Below are 19,072 nucleotides of genomic sequence, written 5' to 3' on the forward strand. Positions count from 1 at the left end.
AAAATTTCAATTCCTTCAGCTTCACAGATCTGTATCAAAATCTCACGGCAACGCTTTTGAACATCACCTTTCAATACTTTAAACCTATACTTAGTAACCCAAACAACATGACATGTTAATCTGCTAACTGTGTGCGAACCTTTTCTTAAATCTGTACTCATAATCTAAAGATAAAGATTTTTTCGCATTACTAAAGTACTGCAATAAATTGCAGGGTTTTAGACCCTAATCTGAGACCAATAAATAAAATGAGCAAATTCCGCTGAAAGCGGTTAATTTGTGTTTAAAATCTGCAAATCTGCGATAAAAAACTCATGCGTTTGCAATGTTATTAAGGGTTGTTTTTATTTTTAATTGTAGATGGAATGGCATGCCTAAGTTTCCTTCATCGTAATAATTTTCACCGGACAAGCTTTTGCAGCTAACTCACAGCTTTCGGCTATACTGTGATCGGATGATTTTAAAGTGTAAAAACCTTTGGCGTTTACACTTTTAATCAATACAGATTTTCCGTCTTTTTTGGACATCTGAAATTGAGCAGGTGCCATTTCAACACAATAATTGCACCCAATGCATTTGTCTCTTTGCAATGTTATGATAACCATTAGGCTTCCACTATTTTGTATAATTTGTCGGACATACGAATTCTGAAAGGCAGTTTGAAAGTACAGTCGTCGCCTTTGGTTGCTTTTTCTGTCGATTGATCATTCACATACATTTCTTCGATAATCATTTCCTGCGCTCCAGTGCTTGGGCCGGTTACCAATATTTTGTCGCCCACTTTGATGTCATAAGCTTCAATCTTGAACTGCCCTATTTCGGCTTTTGGGAAAAAATGGATTCCTTTCCCTACATATACTTTCTTTTGTGTTGCCATCGATCCCGAAACATCACTCCATTCACCCAATTCCTGTCCGAGATAATAGCCTGACCAAAAACCGCGATTGTAAACCGTATTTAAAGCTTCCATCCAAAGGGCAATTTTTTCTTTGGTGAAAGTGCCTTCGCAATAACTGTCAATCGCTTCACGATAAGTTTTAATTACGGTGGCAACATATTCAGGAGCACGTCCGCGTCCCTCAATTTTCAGAACTTGAATGCCCGAATCCATTACTTGATCTAGAAAATCCAGCGTACATAAATCTTTGGGAGACATCATGTATTCGTTGTCCAATTCGATTTCAAAGCCAGTTTCCTGGTCGATAACGGTATACTTTTTACGACAATTTTGCTTGCATGCACCGCGATTTGCCGATGAATTATGCGAATGCAGACTCAAATAACATTTTCCCGAAACGGCCATACACAACGCACCATGACCAAAAATTTCGATTTCTACCAATTTGCCATTTGGTCCTTTGATTTGTTCTTTTTCGATTTGGGCAGTGATGTTTTTTACTTGCCGTAAACTCAATTCCCTGCTCAAAACCATTGTATCGGCAAATATGCTGTAGAATCTTATGGTTTCGATATTTGTAATATTCAATTGAGTCGAAATATGAACTTCCATTCCAATGCTTTTCGCCATGGCAATTACGGCTTGGTCCGAAGCAATAACCGCCGTGATATTGGCTTCTTTGGCTTTATTTAGCAATGTTTTTACCACCGATAAATCGTGATCATAAATGATAGTGTTCAACGTCAAATAACTTCTAACGTTTTTGGCTTCGCAGCGGCTGGCGATTTCAGGTAAATCATCCATCGTGAAGTTTACTGTGGCACGGGCGCGCATGTTTAATTGTTCTACTCCAAAATATACAGAATCAGCACCATTATCAAGTCCAGCCTGAAGCGACTCAAAGTTCCCAGCGGGAGCCATAAGTTCAATTTTATTAGTAACTGTCATGATAAATTATTCTAAAATTTTATATATTTTATCTGACAATCTAATTCTGAAAGGAACTTCAAAAGTAACTTTGTCACCAATTTTAGCCGTTGCAGTTTCGGCTCCGTCAACAATCAGCTTTTCTAAAACCAATTCTTGATTACCTGTTGTTGGTCCGGAAATTAAGATTTTATCACCGCTGTTTACTTCGTGATTTTCAACAGTAAATTGTCCCACTTGTGCTTTCACATAATAATGTTCCGCTTTGCCAAGAAGTACTTTTTTAACTTTTACTTTTAGACGAATATCAGCAGGTTTTTCTTTTGTAGCTATCGCCGTATTTGATAGTTCGCCAGAATGTTTGAATTTAAGATTTTCAGATTTTCCTTTTCTGAAAACTTTGTTTCCAACCTGTTGTCCAGTTCTTAATCGTACCTGATCCACCAAAGGCAGATGAATAATATCAAGACAATCTGTAGAACAGCAGTTTTCCATAGCCGTTTTGCATTCGTCACATTGAATAAACAACAAATGGCATCCGTCATTCTCACAATTGGTGTGATTGTCGCAAGGTTTCCCGCATTGGTGGCATTGCGAAACAATATCATCTGTAATTCTTTCACCAAGACGGTTATCGAAAACAAAATTCTTTCCGATAAACTTGCTTTCCAAACCTTCTTCTTTAATTTGCTTGGCATAATTTATGATTCCGCCTTCTAATTGAAAAACATTTTTAAAACCCTGATGTTTGAAATATGCACTTGCTTTCTCACAACGAATTCCGCCAGTACAATACATTACCAGGTTTTTATCTTCTTTGTGGTTTTGGAGCTGTTCTTTGATTATGGGTAAACTCTCTCTGAAAGTTTCGACATCTGGAGTAATCGCGTCTTTAAAATATCCGACTTCACTTTCGTAGTGATTTCTAAAATCCACTACAATCGTGTTTGGATCATCGAGAATATCATTGAATTCCTTGGCTTTCAGGTGAACGCCAATATCGGTTACATCAAAAGTGTCATCATTTAAACCGTCGGCAACTATTTTGTGACGCACTTTAATAGTCAATTTCAAAAACGAATGGTCATCATGTTCTACAGCTTCATTTAAACGAATGCCTTTCATGAAATCGTAACCTTCCAGAGTTGCTCTAAAAGTTTCCAAATTTTCTTCAGGAATACTCATTTGAGCATTAATTCCTTCATTGGCAACGTAAATTCGGCCTAGAGCATCGAGAGAGTTCCAGGCTATAAATAAATCGTCGCGAAATTTTTTGGGATCTTGAATTTTGGCATACGCATAGAAAGACAACGTAAGACGTTGTTTACCGGCATCATCAATCATGATGGCTCTTTCTTCTGCGCTTAAGGTGTTGTACAGTTGCATGCTATAAACAGTTTAAGTTGAGAAAAATATATGTTGATTTTCGTTTACGTGCAATAAAACGTATTTGAAATCGGGCGCAAAAATAGTGAACTTTTACGATTTTTTAATGCTAATTAGCGGAATATTATGATTTTCAATTCAAACCAAGTTCGAGTATTTATCCAGAAAGCAAAAAGATTTGCTTTGCCTGTTCGCTATCGGGTGGCATTTTTGGCTATAATGATACTTCTTTAGTTATCATTTACAATTGAATTCCAGTTAATATCTTATTCAAAAACACACAGATAACCGTAAGTCAATTTTGATTTTTTTAAGAAAATCTTATTAATTAATCTAAGCTCAAAAAAAGTATATTTGCCACCAATAACTATTAAAATTTATTTATGAAATATTCATTCCTTGCAATTATAGCTGTGCTTTTTATCTCATGTAACAACAACGATTCGGAACAGCCCAAAGATTATACAGCTCAAAATGAAGCTGAAATTAAAGCCTATATTGCCGAGAACAAACTGGATGCCAAAAGAACGGATTCTGGTTTGTATTATGTGATTAACGAAGAAGGAACAGGCAAAAAGCCCACAGCAACTTCAAATGTAACAGTGGCTTACAAAGGTTATTATACTGATAAAAAGGCTTTAGGTCAAAGTACAGATGCTGGTATTACTACAAATTTACAAGGACTGATAGCAGGTTGGATTGAGGGGATTCCTTTTTTTAAAGAAGGAGGAAGCGGTATTCTTTTGATACCAGCGCACTTGGCTTATGGAAGTGATGAATCTCGGGGTGTTCCTGCCGGTTCTGTTTTGATTTATGAAATCAAATTGATTTCGGTTGAATTTAGTGCCACAAATGATGCTGAAATTGTAAAATATATTGCGGATAATCAACTAAATGCCGTAAAAACGGAATCAGGTTTGTATTATGTAATTGACGAAGCGGGAACAGGAAAACAACCCACTGCAACTTCAAATGTAACAGTTGCTTACAAAGGTTATTATACAAATAAAACTGTTTTTGATCAAGGCAGCAGTACCGGAGTTTCATTTAATCTGCAAAACGTTATAAAAGGATGGACAGAAGGAATCCCTCATTTTAAAGAAGGCGGAAGCGGAAAGCTTTTGATACCTGCTACTTTGGGCTATGGCAGTTACAACTATAGTACTATTCCAGGCGGTTCAGTTTTAATTTTTGATGTTAAACTAATTTCAGTTAATTAAATTTTTTACTTATAACCGATAAGTGATATAAAAGCCCCGCATTATGTGGGGCTTTTCTTTTTTATAAATGTATCCCGATTGTGATTGTAAATGATGGCAAAGAAGCACTATAATTCCTTTTAGCCCTGATCGAAACGGCATCTCCCGATTTAGAAAAACAAGGCTTTTTTGCCGTAGTTTTTGTTAATCGGGAATATCGTGTAGAGCAGGAACCATATAACCAAAATGCCTCTTGTTCCTGCTTCAAAAAATACAGTTTCCATTAAATTATACATCGTTCAGTCTCGAACTCTTTTTTATAAGAATGCTTAACGTAAATGCTCCGGCAGAAGCTGTAAAAACAGAATAATCAAGCGGTGCTTTGACATTAATTGAAAATGCCATGGATAACGCAAAAAGAAGCAGCAAAACGCCACTGCATCTGGCTATTAGATTAGTCTTGAAATTAGTCAGCAGAGCAACTGCAAAAACGATTTCTAAAAAAGTTGCTGTTCCTCCAATGATCGCGGCTACGCTATAATTCAAAAAGGGCAACAGCGAATTTGTATATTTTGCAAAAGTTTCCCAATTATTCCAAGCGGACAATTCTTTGCTCCAGAAGCCAAAACGGTCGGCAACTGCCGACAAAAATCCGACACTTAATGATATTCTCAAAAACCATTCAATTATTTTTTTCTGATTCATAACTGTTTGTTAAAATGAAATGCATTTTGGGCAAAATTTTCTTTTAAGTAAAGTTTATGCGCATCGGTTCGTGAGGGACCGCTATCCAATTGTACCGATTTGCAATTTTGCTCCCTCGCAATGCCATAAATATGATTTAATAATGCAGATGCGTGTCCTTTGCCCCTGTAATTTTCGAGAGTCGAAAGGTCGTCTATGTATAACATTTTGCCACAATACAACATGGTCAAAAATCGGTATCCCGCTATCGATACGGCTTTACCTTTATCGAAAATATATAAAAGCGTGTATCCTTCTTTTTGCATTTCCTTGATTTGATTTACAAATTCATTCTCTTTCAGCATGGGGCGCAAAAGGAACATAGCCTCCCAGCAGAAAGCTATGTCTTGATCTGTAATTGCTGTTTTAATTTCAATCATTTTGTTATTGAGGAATTAACAAAGTGGCTCTGCCTATTCTGTTCCATGCGTTAATACAGGCAATTGCCATAATTGCATGCGAAACTTTCTCTTCGCCCAAAACTTGAACTGCTTTATCAAAGGTTTCGTTTGATACACCGCTTTCTGAAATCAAAGTGGTTTCATCTGTCAAGGTCAAAACCGCTCTTTCTTCATCAGTAAAATAAGGAGAATCAGCCCAAGCATTTAGAGCCAGCAGCCTTTTGGAAGATTCGCCTCCCGCTAATGCGTCATTGCTGTGTGATTGGATGCACAAGGCACAGCCATTGATTAGCGATGCTCTTACTTTGATAAGATGATACAGTGTTTTTGGCAGATTTGTTTCGGTAACGTATTTGTCCAGCTGAATAAGTGATTGATAAGCGCCAGGCGTTACAGTGTTGATGTCAATTCTTTGTGTTTGCATTTTTGTTTGATTTAAATTATAATACAAAACTATAAGGATGGCTTTCGCCAAAAAATGGACAAAACTTTAAAAATGGTGGACTTTGCTATTCTGTCAAGAGTGAACGCAAATGGTCTTTTGCCCTAGTGGCAGTTTGTTTTTTAAAAAACCTCGAAAAATAATGGCTGTCATCAAATCCCAATTTATAGGCTACCTGTTTTACGTTCAGGTTTTCGTAGTTAAATAAGCGCTTTGCTTCCAGAATAATTAAATCATTGATGAGCTGCTGCGTCGTTTCGTTGGTGTTTTTCTTGGTAAGCTCATTTAGTTTTTGCTCCGAAATATGCAATAATTGAGCATATTCTTTTACGGTGAGACGTTTTTCAAAACTGTCTCTAATCAAGTTTAAAAACTGCAAAAACAATGCATCTGGTTTGTAAAGCGGTCTTTCCTGCTGCATTATTTTGCATCTGCTTACTTCAATAATCAGCAGTTTCAAAATAGAATGCAGGCTTGTTTCGTATTCAAATGGCTTATTTTCTAATTCTCTTTTTAATGCGCTGTAAAAATCCTTAACTCTGTTTAAACTGTTTTCATCTGGTATTTTAATGAGTTCGTTTAATCCAAAATGACAATATAATCCATTGTGGTAAATGAGTTCAACTGCTTTTTCATCTTTACAGAAGAAGTCGTATGTAAATTCTAAAATATAGCCTTCACAATTATTAATTTCTATAAACTGATAATATTGTTTTGGGGTTATTGTCAAAAAATAACCTGCACTAATTTCATAAAGCTGATTGTCAATTTCAATCTTTACTTCTCCTGAATTACAAAAAATCAATACAAATTTGTACTGTCTCTCGGGCAAGGTCATCAATATTGTATCTTCAATTGGGTTTAAGTCAAAAGTCATGGCTGTATGTTAATTTGCAGAATAAAGCTGAAAACAATTTAAACACAAAATACAACTAATTTTTAAACTGCAAAAAAAAGAATCAGCTCTTAATCATCTCTATATGCGGAATATCGTCTTCAAGATACATTTCGCTTGCCTGTACAAAACCATGCTTTTCATAGAATTTTTTGAGGTATAATTGAGCGCCAATAGTAATTTGGCTTTCGCCAAAGTGTTCCAAAATGCCAGCAATAGCATTTTCCATCAGATCATGCCCCCATTTTCGGTCTCTGTAATCCGAATCTACCGTCACTCTTCCGATAGAAGCATTGTCAAAAGAAATACCGGCTTTGAAAAGTCTGGCGTGTGCCACAATTTTATCATCATAAACACCAAAAAGATGCAATGCTATTTTATCCTTGCCGTCCATATCAAGATAAACGCAGTTTTGCTCCACCACAAAGATTCTGCTTCGCAATTGAAGTATATCATACAACTCGGTTACAGTTAATGCCTCAAAGGGCTTTATTTTCCATTCTATTGACATTGGTGAAATTCGTTATTGTGTTAAATAGCAAATATAAACCTCAAAAATAAAAAATGATAAAAAAATAAAAATCAATTTATCTTTATGCCTTTAATAATCGATTCCAATTCATGCATATAATCACGTTGCTCCCTTGATGGAATGTAACAAAACCCTTCCAGATAAATAATTCTGTTATTTTTTGAATCTACAATCAGATAATTTACAAAAGCACCAAACATGAAGCTGTCTCTCAATCGCCATGTTCCTTTAGTTTCATAAGCTGGTTTTCCGTCAAGAGTAATCTGTGACGGGTAAAGAGGATACGATTTGTCAATATACAGACTAGAACTTGGTTCTTTGCCCCGTATGTACAAAGTACCTATCGAATCGTGCACTTTTATAGCTTTATCCAGCACATTGTCCTCCGAACTGATGGTGGTCATTGGCAATTGCGTAATCAGTAAACTGGTGCTTCCGCTTGGAAATTCGCTTTTAAGCCAAACAAAACTCTTATTCTTTAAGGCATACGAATATTTTTTAGGAATTTTTAATGTGAGCTTGAATTGCTTTTGGATTGCTTTTGTATCGGCTAGAGAATCATTCAGCAGAAGCTGATGCGCTTTGATTTCTCCGTCTTGAATGATTCTAATAATCTGTGGCGATCTTTTTTCAATAAGATTCGATAAGTCCGAAAGGGTTCTCCCCGTAATATGGATTACATTTTGAGGAATGGCGTATTGATTTTTTTTAATTGTAAAATTATTTTCTTCCCCTTGTTTAACTACAATAATTGTTCTGCTTTTGGTAACAAAACCTTCCATTACGTTTATAGGATACTGATTGATGTCAAATTGTGGCTCTTCTTTGGATAAGCCTTCAACTGGACTGGCAAATTTATTCCGAATGCTGTCGCCAATAATACCATTCCACAATTGATCATCAATAACTACCGAAATAGTGTTGATTTTACCAGTCGATTTTATTGGCATATCGCCTTCCTGCTTTTTGCATGAAAAGAACAAAAGCAATAAAAAATAAAGAAACAGAAAAAGGTTTTTATTCATTGATTGGGCAATTAATCATCAAAAATAAAAAAAGCCTTTTTAAAAATTTTAGTTTTCTTCTTTAGAAATACTTTTTAATCGAATATTTCTAAAATCGACTGGCGAACCTTCATAATTTAAAGAAATTTTACCCTCCTTAGAAGAAGCTTCCACACATTCGTTTACTAATTTTCCATTCAAATATTGAGTAATTTTTCCGTTGAATGAGTGAATCAAAACTTGATTCCATTCTCCATAAGGCTTTTCATTAGCACTAAATTTAGGCGAAGTCACGCTTGCGCCGGCTTCTACTAATTTTCCGTTTACAACCGCAGTTATATTATCCAAAAAAATAAAGTCTCCGGTAGTATTCTCTTTCATCTGGAATTGGATTCCTTTTGGCCAGATATTATCAGGTGAATCTGTAGGAATGTTGTACATCACACCGCTGTTTTTTTTGGCTTTGTTTTTATTAAATTTTTCTTCTGTATTCCATCTGAACTCTAAAGCCAGCTCAAAGTTTTTATAGCTTTTATTGGTCATCAGATAGCCAATATTATCTCCGTGCATACGAATCATTCCATCGGTAAACTCATAGACTTCCGAAGGCTTAATTCTTTGTTTGCTTGTCTTTGTAAAAGCATACCAATCATTTTCCGATAAATTTTTATCATGAATGGCACACGAATTTAACAGCAAAAGAAGTGCAAAAGCAAGGGTGGATTTTTTGAGCATTAAGGTGAAAATTTTTAAACGAAGCCTATCCTTTAATTTTTAAACCCATGCCAGGTTTTAAATCATCTCCAGAGATATTATTCCATTTTTGTAAATCAGATACTGTAACACCCGGGTACTTTTTGGAAATACTGAATAGCGAATCTCCTTTTTGAACCAAGTAATTAATATCACTGTTTTTTGAAGCAGCACTTATGTCTTTTTTCTTGAATGAATCTGCGGTAGCATTATTAGTATTTATAGCTAATTCATTTTTGGCAACAATCAAAACATTCCCAAGAGCTATATTATTTGACTGAAGACTGTTCCAATTTTTTAAATCAGCAACAGACGACCCAAATTTTTTGGCGATACTTCCAAGGTTATCTCCTTTTTTAACTTCATATTTAATATCTCTCAACTCAGTAGAAACAACAGCAACTGCCTCATTTGTTTCAACAACAGCATTGCTTACTTGAATGGAAGCGCCTAATTTTAAGTTTGTAGAGCTTAAATGATTCCACTCTTTAATTTCGGCAACTGTAGTATTGTATTTTTTGGCAATACTATTCAGATTATCTCCTTTTTGAACCACATAGAAATTGGTAGCATTGGCAACCAATGTGTCCTTTTTGTCAACAGTAGCTTTAGATTCTGCCGTTGCAACATTCGTGTTGTCTTTTACAATAATAGCTTTGCTTTTATCAAGGTTGGATGCCAAAGATGCACTGGCATCCATATCTTTTTCGATAACAATTTTTAAAGATTTTCCGGAAGCGACAGCATTTCCTTTAATGTGATTCCATTTTTTCAAATCAGAAACAGCCACATTATTATTCTTGGCAATTTCACTTAAATTATCACCTTTTTTAACTCTATAATATTTAACCTTATTATTAGAAGCTAAAGCAGTCGAATCTTTTATAAAAGTTGCTTTTTTGTATTGATTGGTTTTCTCTCTTTTGTCAATTTCGTATTGAAGATAAGCATATATTTTATCCTCATTAGAAGTAAAAACACCCACTTTGCAGGAAGGAAGAGTCAAATAATGGCTTTTGCCAGCATAATTAGGAATCACGTTTCTTTTGTATGATGGGTTTAATGCCTGCAGTTGTTCAATCGGAATATCTAATAAATTAGAAATCTGAGCAAAAGACATTTCCTTTTTAACCATTACAGTATCGGTTGCAAAATGTCTGACCAAAGCTTTTTTAGGATTAATGCCATGTTCTTTATGGTATTCATAAATGTACATTGTAGCAAGAAAAGCGGGAACATAACCTTGGGTTTCTTGCGGCAAATATTTTTTGATGTTCCAAAAATTCTGCAGTCCGCCAGAACGGCGAATCGCTTTAGTTACATTTCCTGGTCCAGAATTATAAGACGCTAAAACCAGATCCCAGTCATTGAAAATAGCAAACATGTTGGTCATATATTGAGCCGCTGCTTCAGATGCTTTTAAAGGATCTGAACGTTCATCTATGTATGAATCAATATTTAAATTATATTGTTTACCAGTATTGTACATAAATTGCCACAGTCCTGTTGCGCCAACTCTTGATATGGCCTTTGGATTTAGGGCTGATTCTACAACTGCTAAGTATTTAATCTCTAAAGGAACATTTTGTTTGGCCAAGGCCTCTTCGAAAATTGGGAAATAATATTGGGCAACTGCCATTTGGTTGGCGAAAGCTTTTTTTCTGTTTTTAAGAAAAGACTTAATTAGATTTTCTAAGCCTTGATTATATTCAATATTAAAAGGAGATTTAGCGTCCATTGCAGCCAGTCTTTCTTTCAGTAATTCAGTCGGCAGCTCTGCATCTATATCCTTATCCACATTCACTGTATTAATTTCAGTCGCTAAATCATTATAAATATCAAGAGAAGTCCCAATTTGATTCATCCATAAACTATCCGTTTTTACAGTTCGGTCATATTTTACAAAAGAACTTTTAATAGAGTCTAAAAAGCTAACTGGTTTCTGAATATTTTCGATTCCTAAATTTTCTACAGCATTTTGAGAAAATGCACAAGCTGTAAGCATTAGGAAAAACGAAAGTGTGGTATTTTTTATTTTCATAACAGTAATTTAATTCGCTATTATTCAAGTTGTTGCAAATATGATTTATGCAAACTTAGAATGTATTTTCTAAAAAAAAACATAAATAATGTTAAAAATACAAAAATAATCGATATTTAATCTAATTTTTATTCGTTTGTGAGTAAATAATTTCAAAAAAAGCAATAAGAGGTTTTTAAAAAATTACAATATTTAAAATAAAAAATTAGAATTGATGAAAATGATTACAAGTATGAAAATCAATAAGAAACAAACTTGAGTTATAACGCAAAATACTGATATATAGTATACTATTAAAAAAATAAAACCCTAAGCTACACGAAGCAGCTTAAGGTTTTGAAATGATTTTGAAATTATAATTAACTTTTTAAAAAGTCAGCATCGCTGTTATTACAAAGTATTTAGTCTAATATAGCAGCAATTCCAGGTAAAGTTCTGCCTTCTAACATTTCTAGCATAGCTCCTCCGCCCGTAGAAACGTAACTCATTTTATCTTCGAATCCGAATTGTTTTACAGCAGCTACAGAATCACCTCCTCCTACAAGAGAGAATGCACCATTTTTAGTAGAAGCAGCAATATAATTTCCTAAAGCAATAGTTCCTTTGGCAAAAGTTTCCATTTCAAAAACTCCTAAAGGACCATTCCAAAGAATCGTTTTAGATTCTAAGATTACTTTTTCAAAGTTTTCCAATGATTTTGGACCTGCATCAAGACCTTGCCATCCGTCGGGAATTTCTCTTACATCAACAATTTGAGTATCTGCTGTGTTCGAAAAGTCATTAGCGGCAACAACATCAACAGGAATATGAATCTGAACTCCTTTTTCTTTAGCTAATCTTAAAATTTCAAGAGCTAAATCCAGTTTGTCAAGCTCACAGATAGAATCACCTACATTTCCTCCTAATGCTTTTACAAACGTAAAAGTCATTCCTCCACCAATAATCATGTGATCTACTTTGTCAAGAATGTTTTCGATAACTGTAATCTTAGATGAAACTTTAGAACCTCCAAGTACCGCTGTTACCGGTTTTTCACTGTTTTTTAAAACCTTATTTAAGCTTTCAATTTCTTTTGCCAACAAAGTTCCGAAACATTTATTTTCTGGAAAAAACTGAGCGATAATCGTAGTCGAAGCATGTGCTCTGTGTGCCGTACCAAAAGCATCATTTACATAGATATCTCCCAGTGAGGCTAATTCTTTAGCAAAAGCTGCATCTCCAGCTTCTTCCTCTTCATGAAAACGCAAATTTTCTAATAATAATACTTGCCCTGGTTTCAAATTTTCAGCAGCTTGCTGAGCTTCTGCCCCAACACAATCTGAAGCAAATTGAACAGGAACTCCTAAAATTTCAGAAGTTGTTTTTAGAATATGCTTTAATGAATATTTTTCTTCAGCTCCTTTTGGTCTTCCAAGGTGTGACATCAAAATAACACTGCCTCCGTTAGATAAAATATAGTCAATCGTTGGTTTTGCCGCTTCAACGCGAGTGGCATCTGTTACATTAAAGTTTTCATCTAAAGGAACATTAAAATCAACTCTTATTATTGCCTTTTTATTATTAAAATCAAAATTATTTAAAGTCTTCATGGTTCTTTTTTTAATTGTTTTTTGAAAGAAAAACAAAGATATAACTTTTAAATAAGTATTAAATTTTAAAATTCTAAAAAAAATATGAAATTACTAACGAAATCGATGTAAATACAAAATAAACACAACTTATTAGACAAATAGCTGAAAATTCGAACGTATTAGGCAAATTCAATTTGTTCCACAAAAAAATCCCTATTAATTCAATGTACAAGAATCAATAGGGATTTCAATAATTATTTATAGAAATACTGTCCTAATCGTGTACTGGACTTTGTGTACATGGACAGTTACTTAATCCTTGCAGGAATCTAAATCCAATAGTTAAAGAATGTGTTCCCGAATTATAAGCCGCTAAATCATTTAATGTAATCTGATATGAGTAACCGACAGAAACATATCCTTTTAAAAAACCGACTATTGGTCCAACTGCCAAAGGCTTCCCTATTTGATCATTCAAAAAACGATAAGAAGCACCTATCCAATAGTAATCTTCATACCTGTTGAATTTTCTGTATTTAATATTCAAATCCGTTACCGAACGGCCGTCACTTTGGTAGTACTGATAAAAAGCAGAAGGTTCCAATTCACTTCTGTCACCAATATTAAGCACATATCCACTGTATAACTGGTAATTCGTAAGCTTATTTGGCTCGTAAGCAATATCAAGGCTAAGGTCTTTCTTCAAGATGTTAGTAGCCGTAGCACTTGCATAAAATCCTTTGTTACGGTATAGAAAACCTACCTCAAAGTTGTTATTGTTTGTAGAACGGTTATCAGTAATATCAGGATCAGGATTTGTTGGATTAAATTTGGACCAGTCTAATCGAAATGAATTATAAATATAAGAAATACCAAAGGAAAGATATTCTTTAGAATAATAGCCCAAAATGATGTGATGTGCAAAAGTAAGTTTCCCTCCCGCTTGTTTAGTATTACCATTGGAATCATTATACAAAGTCAGTCCCAAACCCGATTGATCTAAAATTCTGAAATCGGCATACAACGCCTGACTCTGAGGCGCATCTTTAACACCTACCCATTGCTTATAACCATTCAGATTAATTCTAAAATTATCACCAATACCGGCATAAGTAGGTGAAATCACATATGGATTATCGGCTAAGTACTGAGTCGCTACGGGAACATTTAACTCTTGACTGTAGCCACTTGCTACAGTCAAAAGCAAAATGCTGATTAAGATCTTTTTCATTTTCATTTTTTTCATTTTCAGATAACTTCTCACATCCCTGTTATCTGTATAGGGTAAAGTGTCCAATAAATTCACGATCATCTTTAGAATTTCTTAGTTTCAATACATACCAGTAATCACCCATTGGCAATTCAGCACCTTTGTATTTACCATCCCAAGATTCTCCTGCTCCAAAATGGCCTACTTCACGACCATAACGATCATACACTACAAATTTAATATCTGGATAGTTTGTTGTATTTGTAGGCTCCCAAGTATCATTCGTACCGCCTCCATTTGGCGTAAAGACATTTGGTATTTTGATATCAACAAAATCGAAATGTTTCGTAGCTGTAAATGAACAGCCATTACTATCAGTCACTGTTACTGCATAATCACCAGAATGGTAATAAATATATTTGTTGTTAGATCCTATAGATTCACCATTTACTGAGTATTGATATACTCCTGAACCACCTGTTGCAGTAGCTACAATTTCATTTAATCCGCCAAGATCTAAAGTCATTGCTAAAGGATCTATCTGATCAATATGGAAAACTGCAGTAGCATCTACACAGCCATTTTTATGATGAACCATTATGAAATGATCGCCTGAAACAAGATTAGTGAAAATATTGCTGGTTTGCGTTGCAGAATTGCTATCCAAAGAATATACAACATCTGCAGGCTTATTGCTAGGATCAATAGTCACTGTAGCTTTATTAGCTGGTAAATCGTTCACACAATCATAAGATAGAACTGCAACCGGATTCAAAGTAACAGCTGCATCCAATTCATAAATCAATTCATAAATACAAGTATTTTGATCTTTAATATAAACAGTATGAGAACCTCCAGATAAACCTGTAAAAGCGACTTGACCTAAGATATAAGTTCCATTAGGGTCGTCTAAACTAGTACTGTATGGACCAACTCCTCCAGCAATTGTAATGCTGAAAGCACCTGTTTTATCACCAGAACAATATTCTTGTACTACAGAACCTGGTACTACTGATGTTACTATAGCAGTTGGCTCTTTAATTTCAATGTCTTTAAATAAAATGAAACAGCCATTTTGATCTTGAACAATTACCTGATAATGACCAGGTTTTAAATTCTCGAAAGTATTAGTTTCAAAATATTGATCCAAATTAGGCGAAATCGCATATTTAATGATTCCGGTGCCTCCGGTTGCATTGATTATAATTTTACCGTCTCCATTACCGTTACAAGTAACATCAATTGCAATAGGAGTTGCTCCTAATGCTAACGCTGGTTCAGTAATTTTAATAGGAGCAGATGTAATCTCACAATCGCCGCTATTAACTTTAACAAAATATGTTCCGGCTGCTAATTGCGTGAAATTACCTGGTGTGGCTTGAACCGCACTAGCAATAGCATTTCCAGAAGCGTCTAACAATGAGTAAACATAATTGGTTAAACCTCCTTTAGCAACAGCAACTACAAATCCTGTCATATCACCTTGACAATTAATTACAGCATTTCTAATATCTAACTCCATAGCTAATGGCTCTAATGGATCATTTTGAACATCATTAGAAACTGCACTAATACAGCCGTTAGCGTCACGAACGTAATAACGGAATGTACCATTGCCTACTGAGAAAGTAGCTGAATTACCAACCATTAGTGTATTTGTAACAAAATTAGAAGTATCACTATAACTGTAAGGCGCTGTGCCTCCAGCTGCAGTAAGTGTCACTGTAGCTTGAATTTTACACGTTTGCTGAGTTGTCATAACCAAACCTGCTTCTACTTTTGTTGGTTCAGCAATTGTAACTGGTAATGAAATTGCGCTACAACCCCATCCGTCAGTAACAGTCACACTGTATTTCCCAGCTCCTAAGTCAGCAAATACTGCTGAACTTTGAGGGCCAGAACTAATAACTGGAGAAGCCGATTCGTAATTCAAGGTATATAAATAATTACTTCCCTGACCGCCTCCTGGTAAAACAGCAGCAGTTATTGTAGCTGATTTATCTCCGAAACAAGAAACCTTAGCAATACTTCCCACAGCAGTAATAACTATTGGCTTAGGATTACTTAAAACAACAGGTATTGAAGCAATACAGCCTTTACTGTCTTTCACATTAACTGTGTAGCTTCCTGCTGTTAAATTGGTGAAAACTGTATTTGTTCCATAAGTAGCATTTACAGGCCCAACCAATTCATATTGATAATCACCTACCCATCCGCCTGTAGCAGAAGCTGAAATTGTTCCATCATTATTTCCGCTTGCACAAGTAATCTGTGTGTGCGTCTCAGAAATTGCTAAAACTGCAGATGGCTGATCGATAATAAAACTAGTTGTTACAGTACACTCAGGGCTAAATTTCAAACTAGCTGTAACAGTATAAGAACCAGCTTTTAATCCAGAAAGTTTTAAAGGTCCAGCTGAAGCTGAAGTTCCTGAACTTGTTGTCGGTCCTGTTACCACATAATTGAAAATACCTGCATCATTAGTAGGAACTAATTGCGTATCAACAATTGTCAATTCAACTTCTCCATCATTAGATCCAAAACAAACCACATCGTGAATCTTCACTGCTTTCAATTCAAATGTATTCGGATTGTTTACAAAATGAATTTTTTCAATTGTACAGTCTGTAATTGTGTTTCTAACAGAAACTGAATAATCGCCAATTACTAAACCTGTGAAAACACCTGTAGTATTTGTACCGTTGTAAACCGTTCCGTTTATTCCAGAAACAGTATAAACTAACTGTCCTGCAACAGGAGTGCCCCCAGTAGTTGCTACTTTCACCAAGATTTCTTCATTGTGAGTACAAGTAATAGGAGCAGTAACATTTACATCTAACTTATCTAAACTAATAAATTGTCTGATTACAATTGGCACTGCAGTACTGCCAATACAACCCTTATCATCATATACATTGATAACATAACTGCCGCCTTTAACATCAGATTCGGTATAAGAATTACTTTCACCGCGCTGAACAACAGTTACACCGTTTTTAACAAATTCATATACAGTATATATTCCTGAACCGCCAGTAACATTGTTTACTGTGATTGTAGCATAATTAGTACTGTTAGAACCTGCAGTACAGCCAAACTCAGTTACAACTGGAGCCGGTACATTAATAATTCCAGGCTCAGTAACATCAATTGAAGCTGTTGCTTTACAACCTCTTCCTGAAGTAACGGTTACCGTATATCCATTGGCAGCTGTTAAACCTGCGAATACATTAGAAGTTTGAGGCGTTCCTCCATTCAAACTATACATATAAACTGGATTATCATTTTTTCCAGATTCTGGAGTATCCATCTTTGCTGTAATAGTACCATCAGCACCACCGTTACAAGTAACTGAAGTCATGCTCAAAGCAAACCCTGTAACTGATGTTGCTTTGGTTAAACTAATTGGAACATAAAACTCGCATAAAGTATCAGTATCACGCACTCCAAATGTGTGATTTACTCCTGTCACTCCAACAAATAAAGTTGTTGCAACAAATGCACCACCATCAATATTATACACATAATTTGAAGAACCGCCTGTTGCCGATACGTTAACTTTACCGTCATTGTCATCACAAGAAGGAACAGTAGCAACAACAGCCGTTAAGCTTAGCGGTTGTAAAATAGTAACTGGCGTAGCAGTCGAAAGACATCCATTAGCATCTTTTACTGTAACATTATAATTCCCTGCTTTATTTACCGTAATGATATTACTAGCTTGGAAACTAATTCCGTCTAAACTATATTCTAAAGCCGTACTAATTCCTGATGCTGTTACTGTAATATCATAAGTACCCGCTGCGCTTGGACATTTTGTAGCAATAACACTGCTTATAATTGGGCTAGCATCCCGAATTATTGATTGCGGTTTATTAATTGCACAGCCATTAGCATCTGTTACATAAACGACCCAATTCATATCAATACCATTATTAGTATCTACAGCTAATTGATCACTCGTAATAAAACTTGATAATGCTGGAACAGGATCAGTTGCTCTAGCTACTGCGTATTTATATGGTGCTGTACCACCTGTTGCTGAAACCGTAATTGTAGCATTGTCATTATTACAATTGATATTAGTAGCAATGGATGTAGAAGACAATACTTTTGCTGGTTCACTAACTGCGAAATTAACTATACTAGCAACGCAGCCCGAAACACCATCAGTAACAGTAAAAGTATAATTATTAGCAGTAAGTCCTGTATATGTAATTACATCACCGCTTTGAGTAAATGAACCTGCTGCTGGTGTCAAACCAAAAGTATAATTACCCGAATTTATATAATTAGAAACTGTAAACCTTACCGATCCAGTATTTCCTCCCATACAATAAACATCACTAATTAATTGACCTGAAGCAGTAATTTTAGAAGCCTCTTTTACTTCAAACGGTTTTGTAACAATACATCCATTTGCGTCTTTAACTCCAAAGACATATATCTTTGGAAGCAAGTTGTTAAATACATTTAAAACTTGGTAAGCACCTCCGTCAATGTTATATGTATATGATGCCACACCACCTGTCACAGAATTTACTGTTACAGTAGCTGATGGCGCATTACAATAAACTGCTGATGCTCTTATATCCATATCCGTTGGCGGTGTGTATGGTAATACATCTTCAGAACCAATAACTCTACAACCATTAGCATCAAGAACTACATATTTTATAGTTTGTGCACTATTAACAGTAAATGATGATGCGGTTTGGAAAGTCAGACCATTATCAAAACTGTAACTGTACGGAGTTGTACCACCTAATGCATTAATGGTAATCACTGCATCTTGAGGTGCATTAGTAATTGAACAGCTAAATGGCGTTACAGTAGCGCTAGCTGTCAATACAACCGGTTCTGTAATAACAACAGCTGCTGCTGGTGCCGATGTACAGCCCTTAGCGTCGGTTACTGTTATTGTATAGGAACCAGCTTTTAATCCTGTATAGATACCGTTTGCGTCTCCTGTATGGTTAGCTGGTGCTGCTCCTGCCAATGCAAATGCATATGGTGCTGTTCCAGTAGCCGGCGTTACCGTAATGCTTCCGTCACTGCCTAGCGTACAG

Annotated in this window: 16 protein-coding genes; 1 reads left to right on the top strand and 15 read right to left on the bottom strand. The window is 35.4% G+C overall.

The annotated features are described in order from the left end of the window. The 4 genes from AC1DVP_RS20860 to trhO all read right to left on the bottom strand — a co-directional run. The coding region (locus tag AC1DVP_RS20860) for a transposase (protein WP_477185412.1) at positions 1-161 on the bottom strand (161 nt) is incomplete at its 3' end. 213 nt (positions 162-374) lie between these two features. Beyond that, entirely contained in the window at positions 375-605 is a 231-nt protein-coding gene (locus AC1DVP_RS20865; RefSeq protein ID WP_477185397.1) for a ferredoxin, read from the bottom strand. Continuing rightward, the gene (locus AC1DVP_RS20870; RefSeq protein ID WP_477185398.1) at positions 605-1,846 is read right to left on the bottom strand and encodes a peptidase U32 family protein; all 1,242 of its coding nucleotides are present in this window, start codon (positions 1,844-1,846) and stop codon (positions 605-607) included. Before AC1DVP_RS20870 ends, AC1DVP_RS20865 begins: the two co-directional genes overlap by 1 nt. Positions 1,847-1,852: 6 nt before the next feature. Further along, complete coding sequence (gene trhO, locus AC1DVP_RS20875; RefSeq protein ID WP_477185399.1) at positions 1,853-3,211, bottom strand: oxygen-dependent tRNA uridine(34) hydroxylase TrhO; 1,359 nt, start codon at positions 3,209-3,211, stop codon at positions 1,853-1,855. Between the two features lie 383 nt (positions 3,212-3,594). Here trhO and AC1DVP_RS20880 point away from each other — a divergent pair, with 383 nt between their 5' ends. Next, positions 3,595-4,431, top strand: a complete 837-nt coding sequence (locus tag AC1DVP_RS20880; protein ID WP_477185400.1) for an FKBP-type peptidyl-prolyl cis-trans isomerase — start codon at positions 3,595-3,597, stop codon at positions 4,429-4,431. Between the two features lie 267 nt (positions 4,432-4,698). On the opposite strand, the gene AC1DVP_RS20885 is transcribed toward AC1DVP_RS20880, so the two are convergent. The 11 genes from AC1DVP_RS20885 to AC1DVP_RS20935 form a co-directional block, all read right to left on the bottom strand. Further along, a complete protein-coding gene (locus AC1DVP_RS20885) occupies positions 4,699-5,115 on the bottom strand; it encodes a DoxX family protein (protein WP_477185401.1) in 417 nt (138 codons plus the stop codon). Continuing rightward, positions 5,112-5,534, bottom strand: coding sequence for a GNAT family N-acetyltransferase (locus AC1DVP_RS20890; RefSeq protein ID WP_477185402.1), 423 nt, complete (start codon positions 5,532-5,534; stop codon positions 5,112-5,114). The genes AC1DVP_RS20885 and AC1DVP_RS20890 overlap by 4 nt, the downstream gene beginning before the upstream one ends. Before the next feature lie 4 nt (positions 5,535-5,538). After that, a complete protein-coding gene (locus AC1DVP_RS20895) occupies positions 5,539-5,979 on the bottom strand; it encodes a carboxymuconolactone decarboxylase family protein (RefSeq protein WP_477185403.1) in 441 nt (146 codons plus the stop codon). Between the two features lie 85 nt (positions 5,980-6,064). Continuing rightward, on the bottom strand, positions 6,065-6,874 hold the full coding sequence (locus AC1DVP_RS20900) for a helix-turn-helix domain-containing protein (protein ID WP_477185404.1): 810 nt from the start codon (positions 6,872-6,874) through the stop codon (positions 6,065-6,067). 82 nt (positions 6,875-6,956) lie between these two features. Next, on the bottom strand, positions 6,957-7,403 hold the full coding sequence (locus AC1DVP_RS20905) for a GNAT family N-acetyltransferase (RefSeq protein WP_477185405.1): 447 nt from the start codon (positions 7,401-7,403) through the stop codon (positions 6,957-6,959). A 71-nt stretch (positions 7,404-7,474) separates the two neighbouring features. Continuing rightward, positions 7,475-8,449, bottom strand: coding sequence for a DUF4837 family protein (locus tag AC1DVP_RS20910; protein ID WP_477185406.1), 975 nt, complete (start codon positions 8,447-8,449; stop codon positions 7,475-7,477). A 48-nt stretch (positions 8,450-8,497) separates the two neighbouring features. Beyond that, positions 8,498-9,163: a 3-keto-disaccharide hydrolase gene (locus tag AC1DVP_RS20915; protein ID WP_477185407.1), complete on the bottom strand. Its 666-nt coding sequence runs from the start codon at positions 9,161-9,163 to the stop codon at positions 8,498-8,500. 25 nt (positions 9,164-9,188) lie between these two features. Continuing rightward, positions 9,189-11,222 carry a LysM peptidoglycan-binding domain-containing protein gene (locus tag AC1DVP_RS20920; RefSeq protein WP_477185408.1) on the bottom strand — a complete coding sequence of 678 codons (2,034 nt, stop codon included), beginning with the start codon at positions 11,220-11,222 and terminating at the stop codon, positions 9,189-9,191. Positions 11,223-11,623: 401 nt separating this feature from the next. After that, the gene (locus tag AC1DVP_RS20925; RefSeq protein ID WP_477185409.1) at positions 11,624-12,811 is read right to left on the bottom strand and encodes a phosphoglycerate kinase; all 1,188 of its coding nucleotides are present in this window, start codon (positions 12,809-12,811) and stop codon (positions 11,624-11,626) included. A gap of 256 nt (positions 12,812-13,067) precedes the next feature. Then, positions 13,068-14,024: a PorP/SprF family type IX secretion system membrane protein gene (locus AC1DVP_RS20930; protein ID WP_477185410.1), complete on the bottom strand. Its 957-nt coding sequence runs from the start codon at positions 14,022-14,024 to the stop codon at positions 13,068-13,070. Positions 14,025-14,064: 40 nt separating this feature from the next. Then, positions 14,065-19,072 (bottom strand): T9SS type B sorting domain-containing protein (locus AC1DVP_RS20935; RefSeq protein ID WP_477185411.1); only part of this gene is annotated, 5,008 nt, incomplete at its 5' end.

Source organism: Flavobacterium sp. P3_A6 (assembly GCF_056403035.1).

Coding starts and splice junctions, on each gene's coding strand:
- AC1DVP_RS20865 (WP_477185397.1), bottom strand. CDS start 605: ATGGTTATCATAACATTGCAAAGAGACAAATGCATTGGGTGCAATTAT.
- AC1DVP_RS20870 (WP_477185398.1), bottom strand. CDS start 1,846: ATGACAGTTACTAATAAAATTGAACTTATGGCTCCCGCTGGGAACTTT.
- trhO (WP_477185399.1), bottom strand. CDS start 3,211: ATGCAACTGTACAACACCTTAAGCGCAGAAGAAAGAGCCATCATGATT.
- AC1DVP_RS20880 (WP_477185400.1), top strand. CDS start 3,595: ATGAAATATTCATTCCTTGCAATTATAGCTGTGCTTTTTATCTCATGT.
- AC1DVP_RS20885 (WP_477185401.1), bottom strand. CDS start 5,115: ATGAATCAGAAAAAAATAATTGAATGGTTTTTGAGAATATCATTAAGT.
- AC1DVP_RS20890 (WP_477185402.1), bottom strand. CDS start 5,534: ATGATTGAAATTAAAACAGCAATTACAGATCAAGACATAGCTTTCTGC.
- AC1DVP_RS20895 (WP_477185403.1), bottom strand. CDS start 5,979: ATGCAAACACAAAGAATTGACATCAACACTGTAACGCCTGGCGCTTAT.
- AC1DVP_RS20900 (WP_477185404.1), bottom strand. CDS start 6,874: ATGACTTTTGACTTAAACCCAATTGAAGATACAATATTGATGACCTTG.
- AC1DVP_RS20905 (WP_477185405.1), bottom strand. CDS start 7,403: ATGTCAATAGAATGGAAAATAAAGCCCTTTGAGGCATTAACTGTAACC.
- AC1DVP_RS20910 (WP_477185406.1), bottom strand. CDS start 8,449: ATGAATAAAAACCTTTTTCTGTTTCTTTATTTTTTATTGCTTTTGTTC.
- AC1DVP_RS20915 (WP_477185407.1), bottom strand. CDS start 9,163: ATGCTCAAAAAATCCACCCTTGCTTTTGCACTTCTTTTGCTGTTAAAT.
- AC1DVP_RS20920 (WP_477185408.1), bottom strand. CDS start 11,222: ATGAAAATAAAAAATACCACACTTTCGTTTTTCCTAATGCTTACAGCT.
- AC1DVP_RS20925 (WP_477185409.1), bottom strand. CDS start 12,811: ATGAAGACTTTAAATAATTTTGATTTTAATAATAAAAAGGCAATAATA.
- AC1DVP_RS20930 (WP_477185410.1), bottom strand. CDS start 14,024: ATGAAAAAGATCTTAATCAGCATTTTGCTTTTGACTGTAGCAAGTGGC.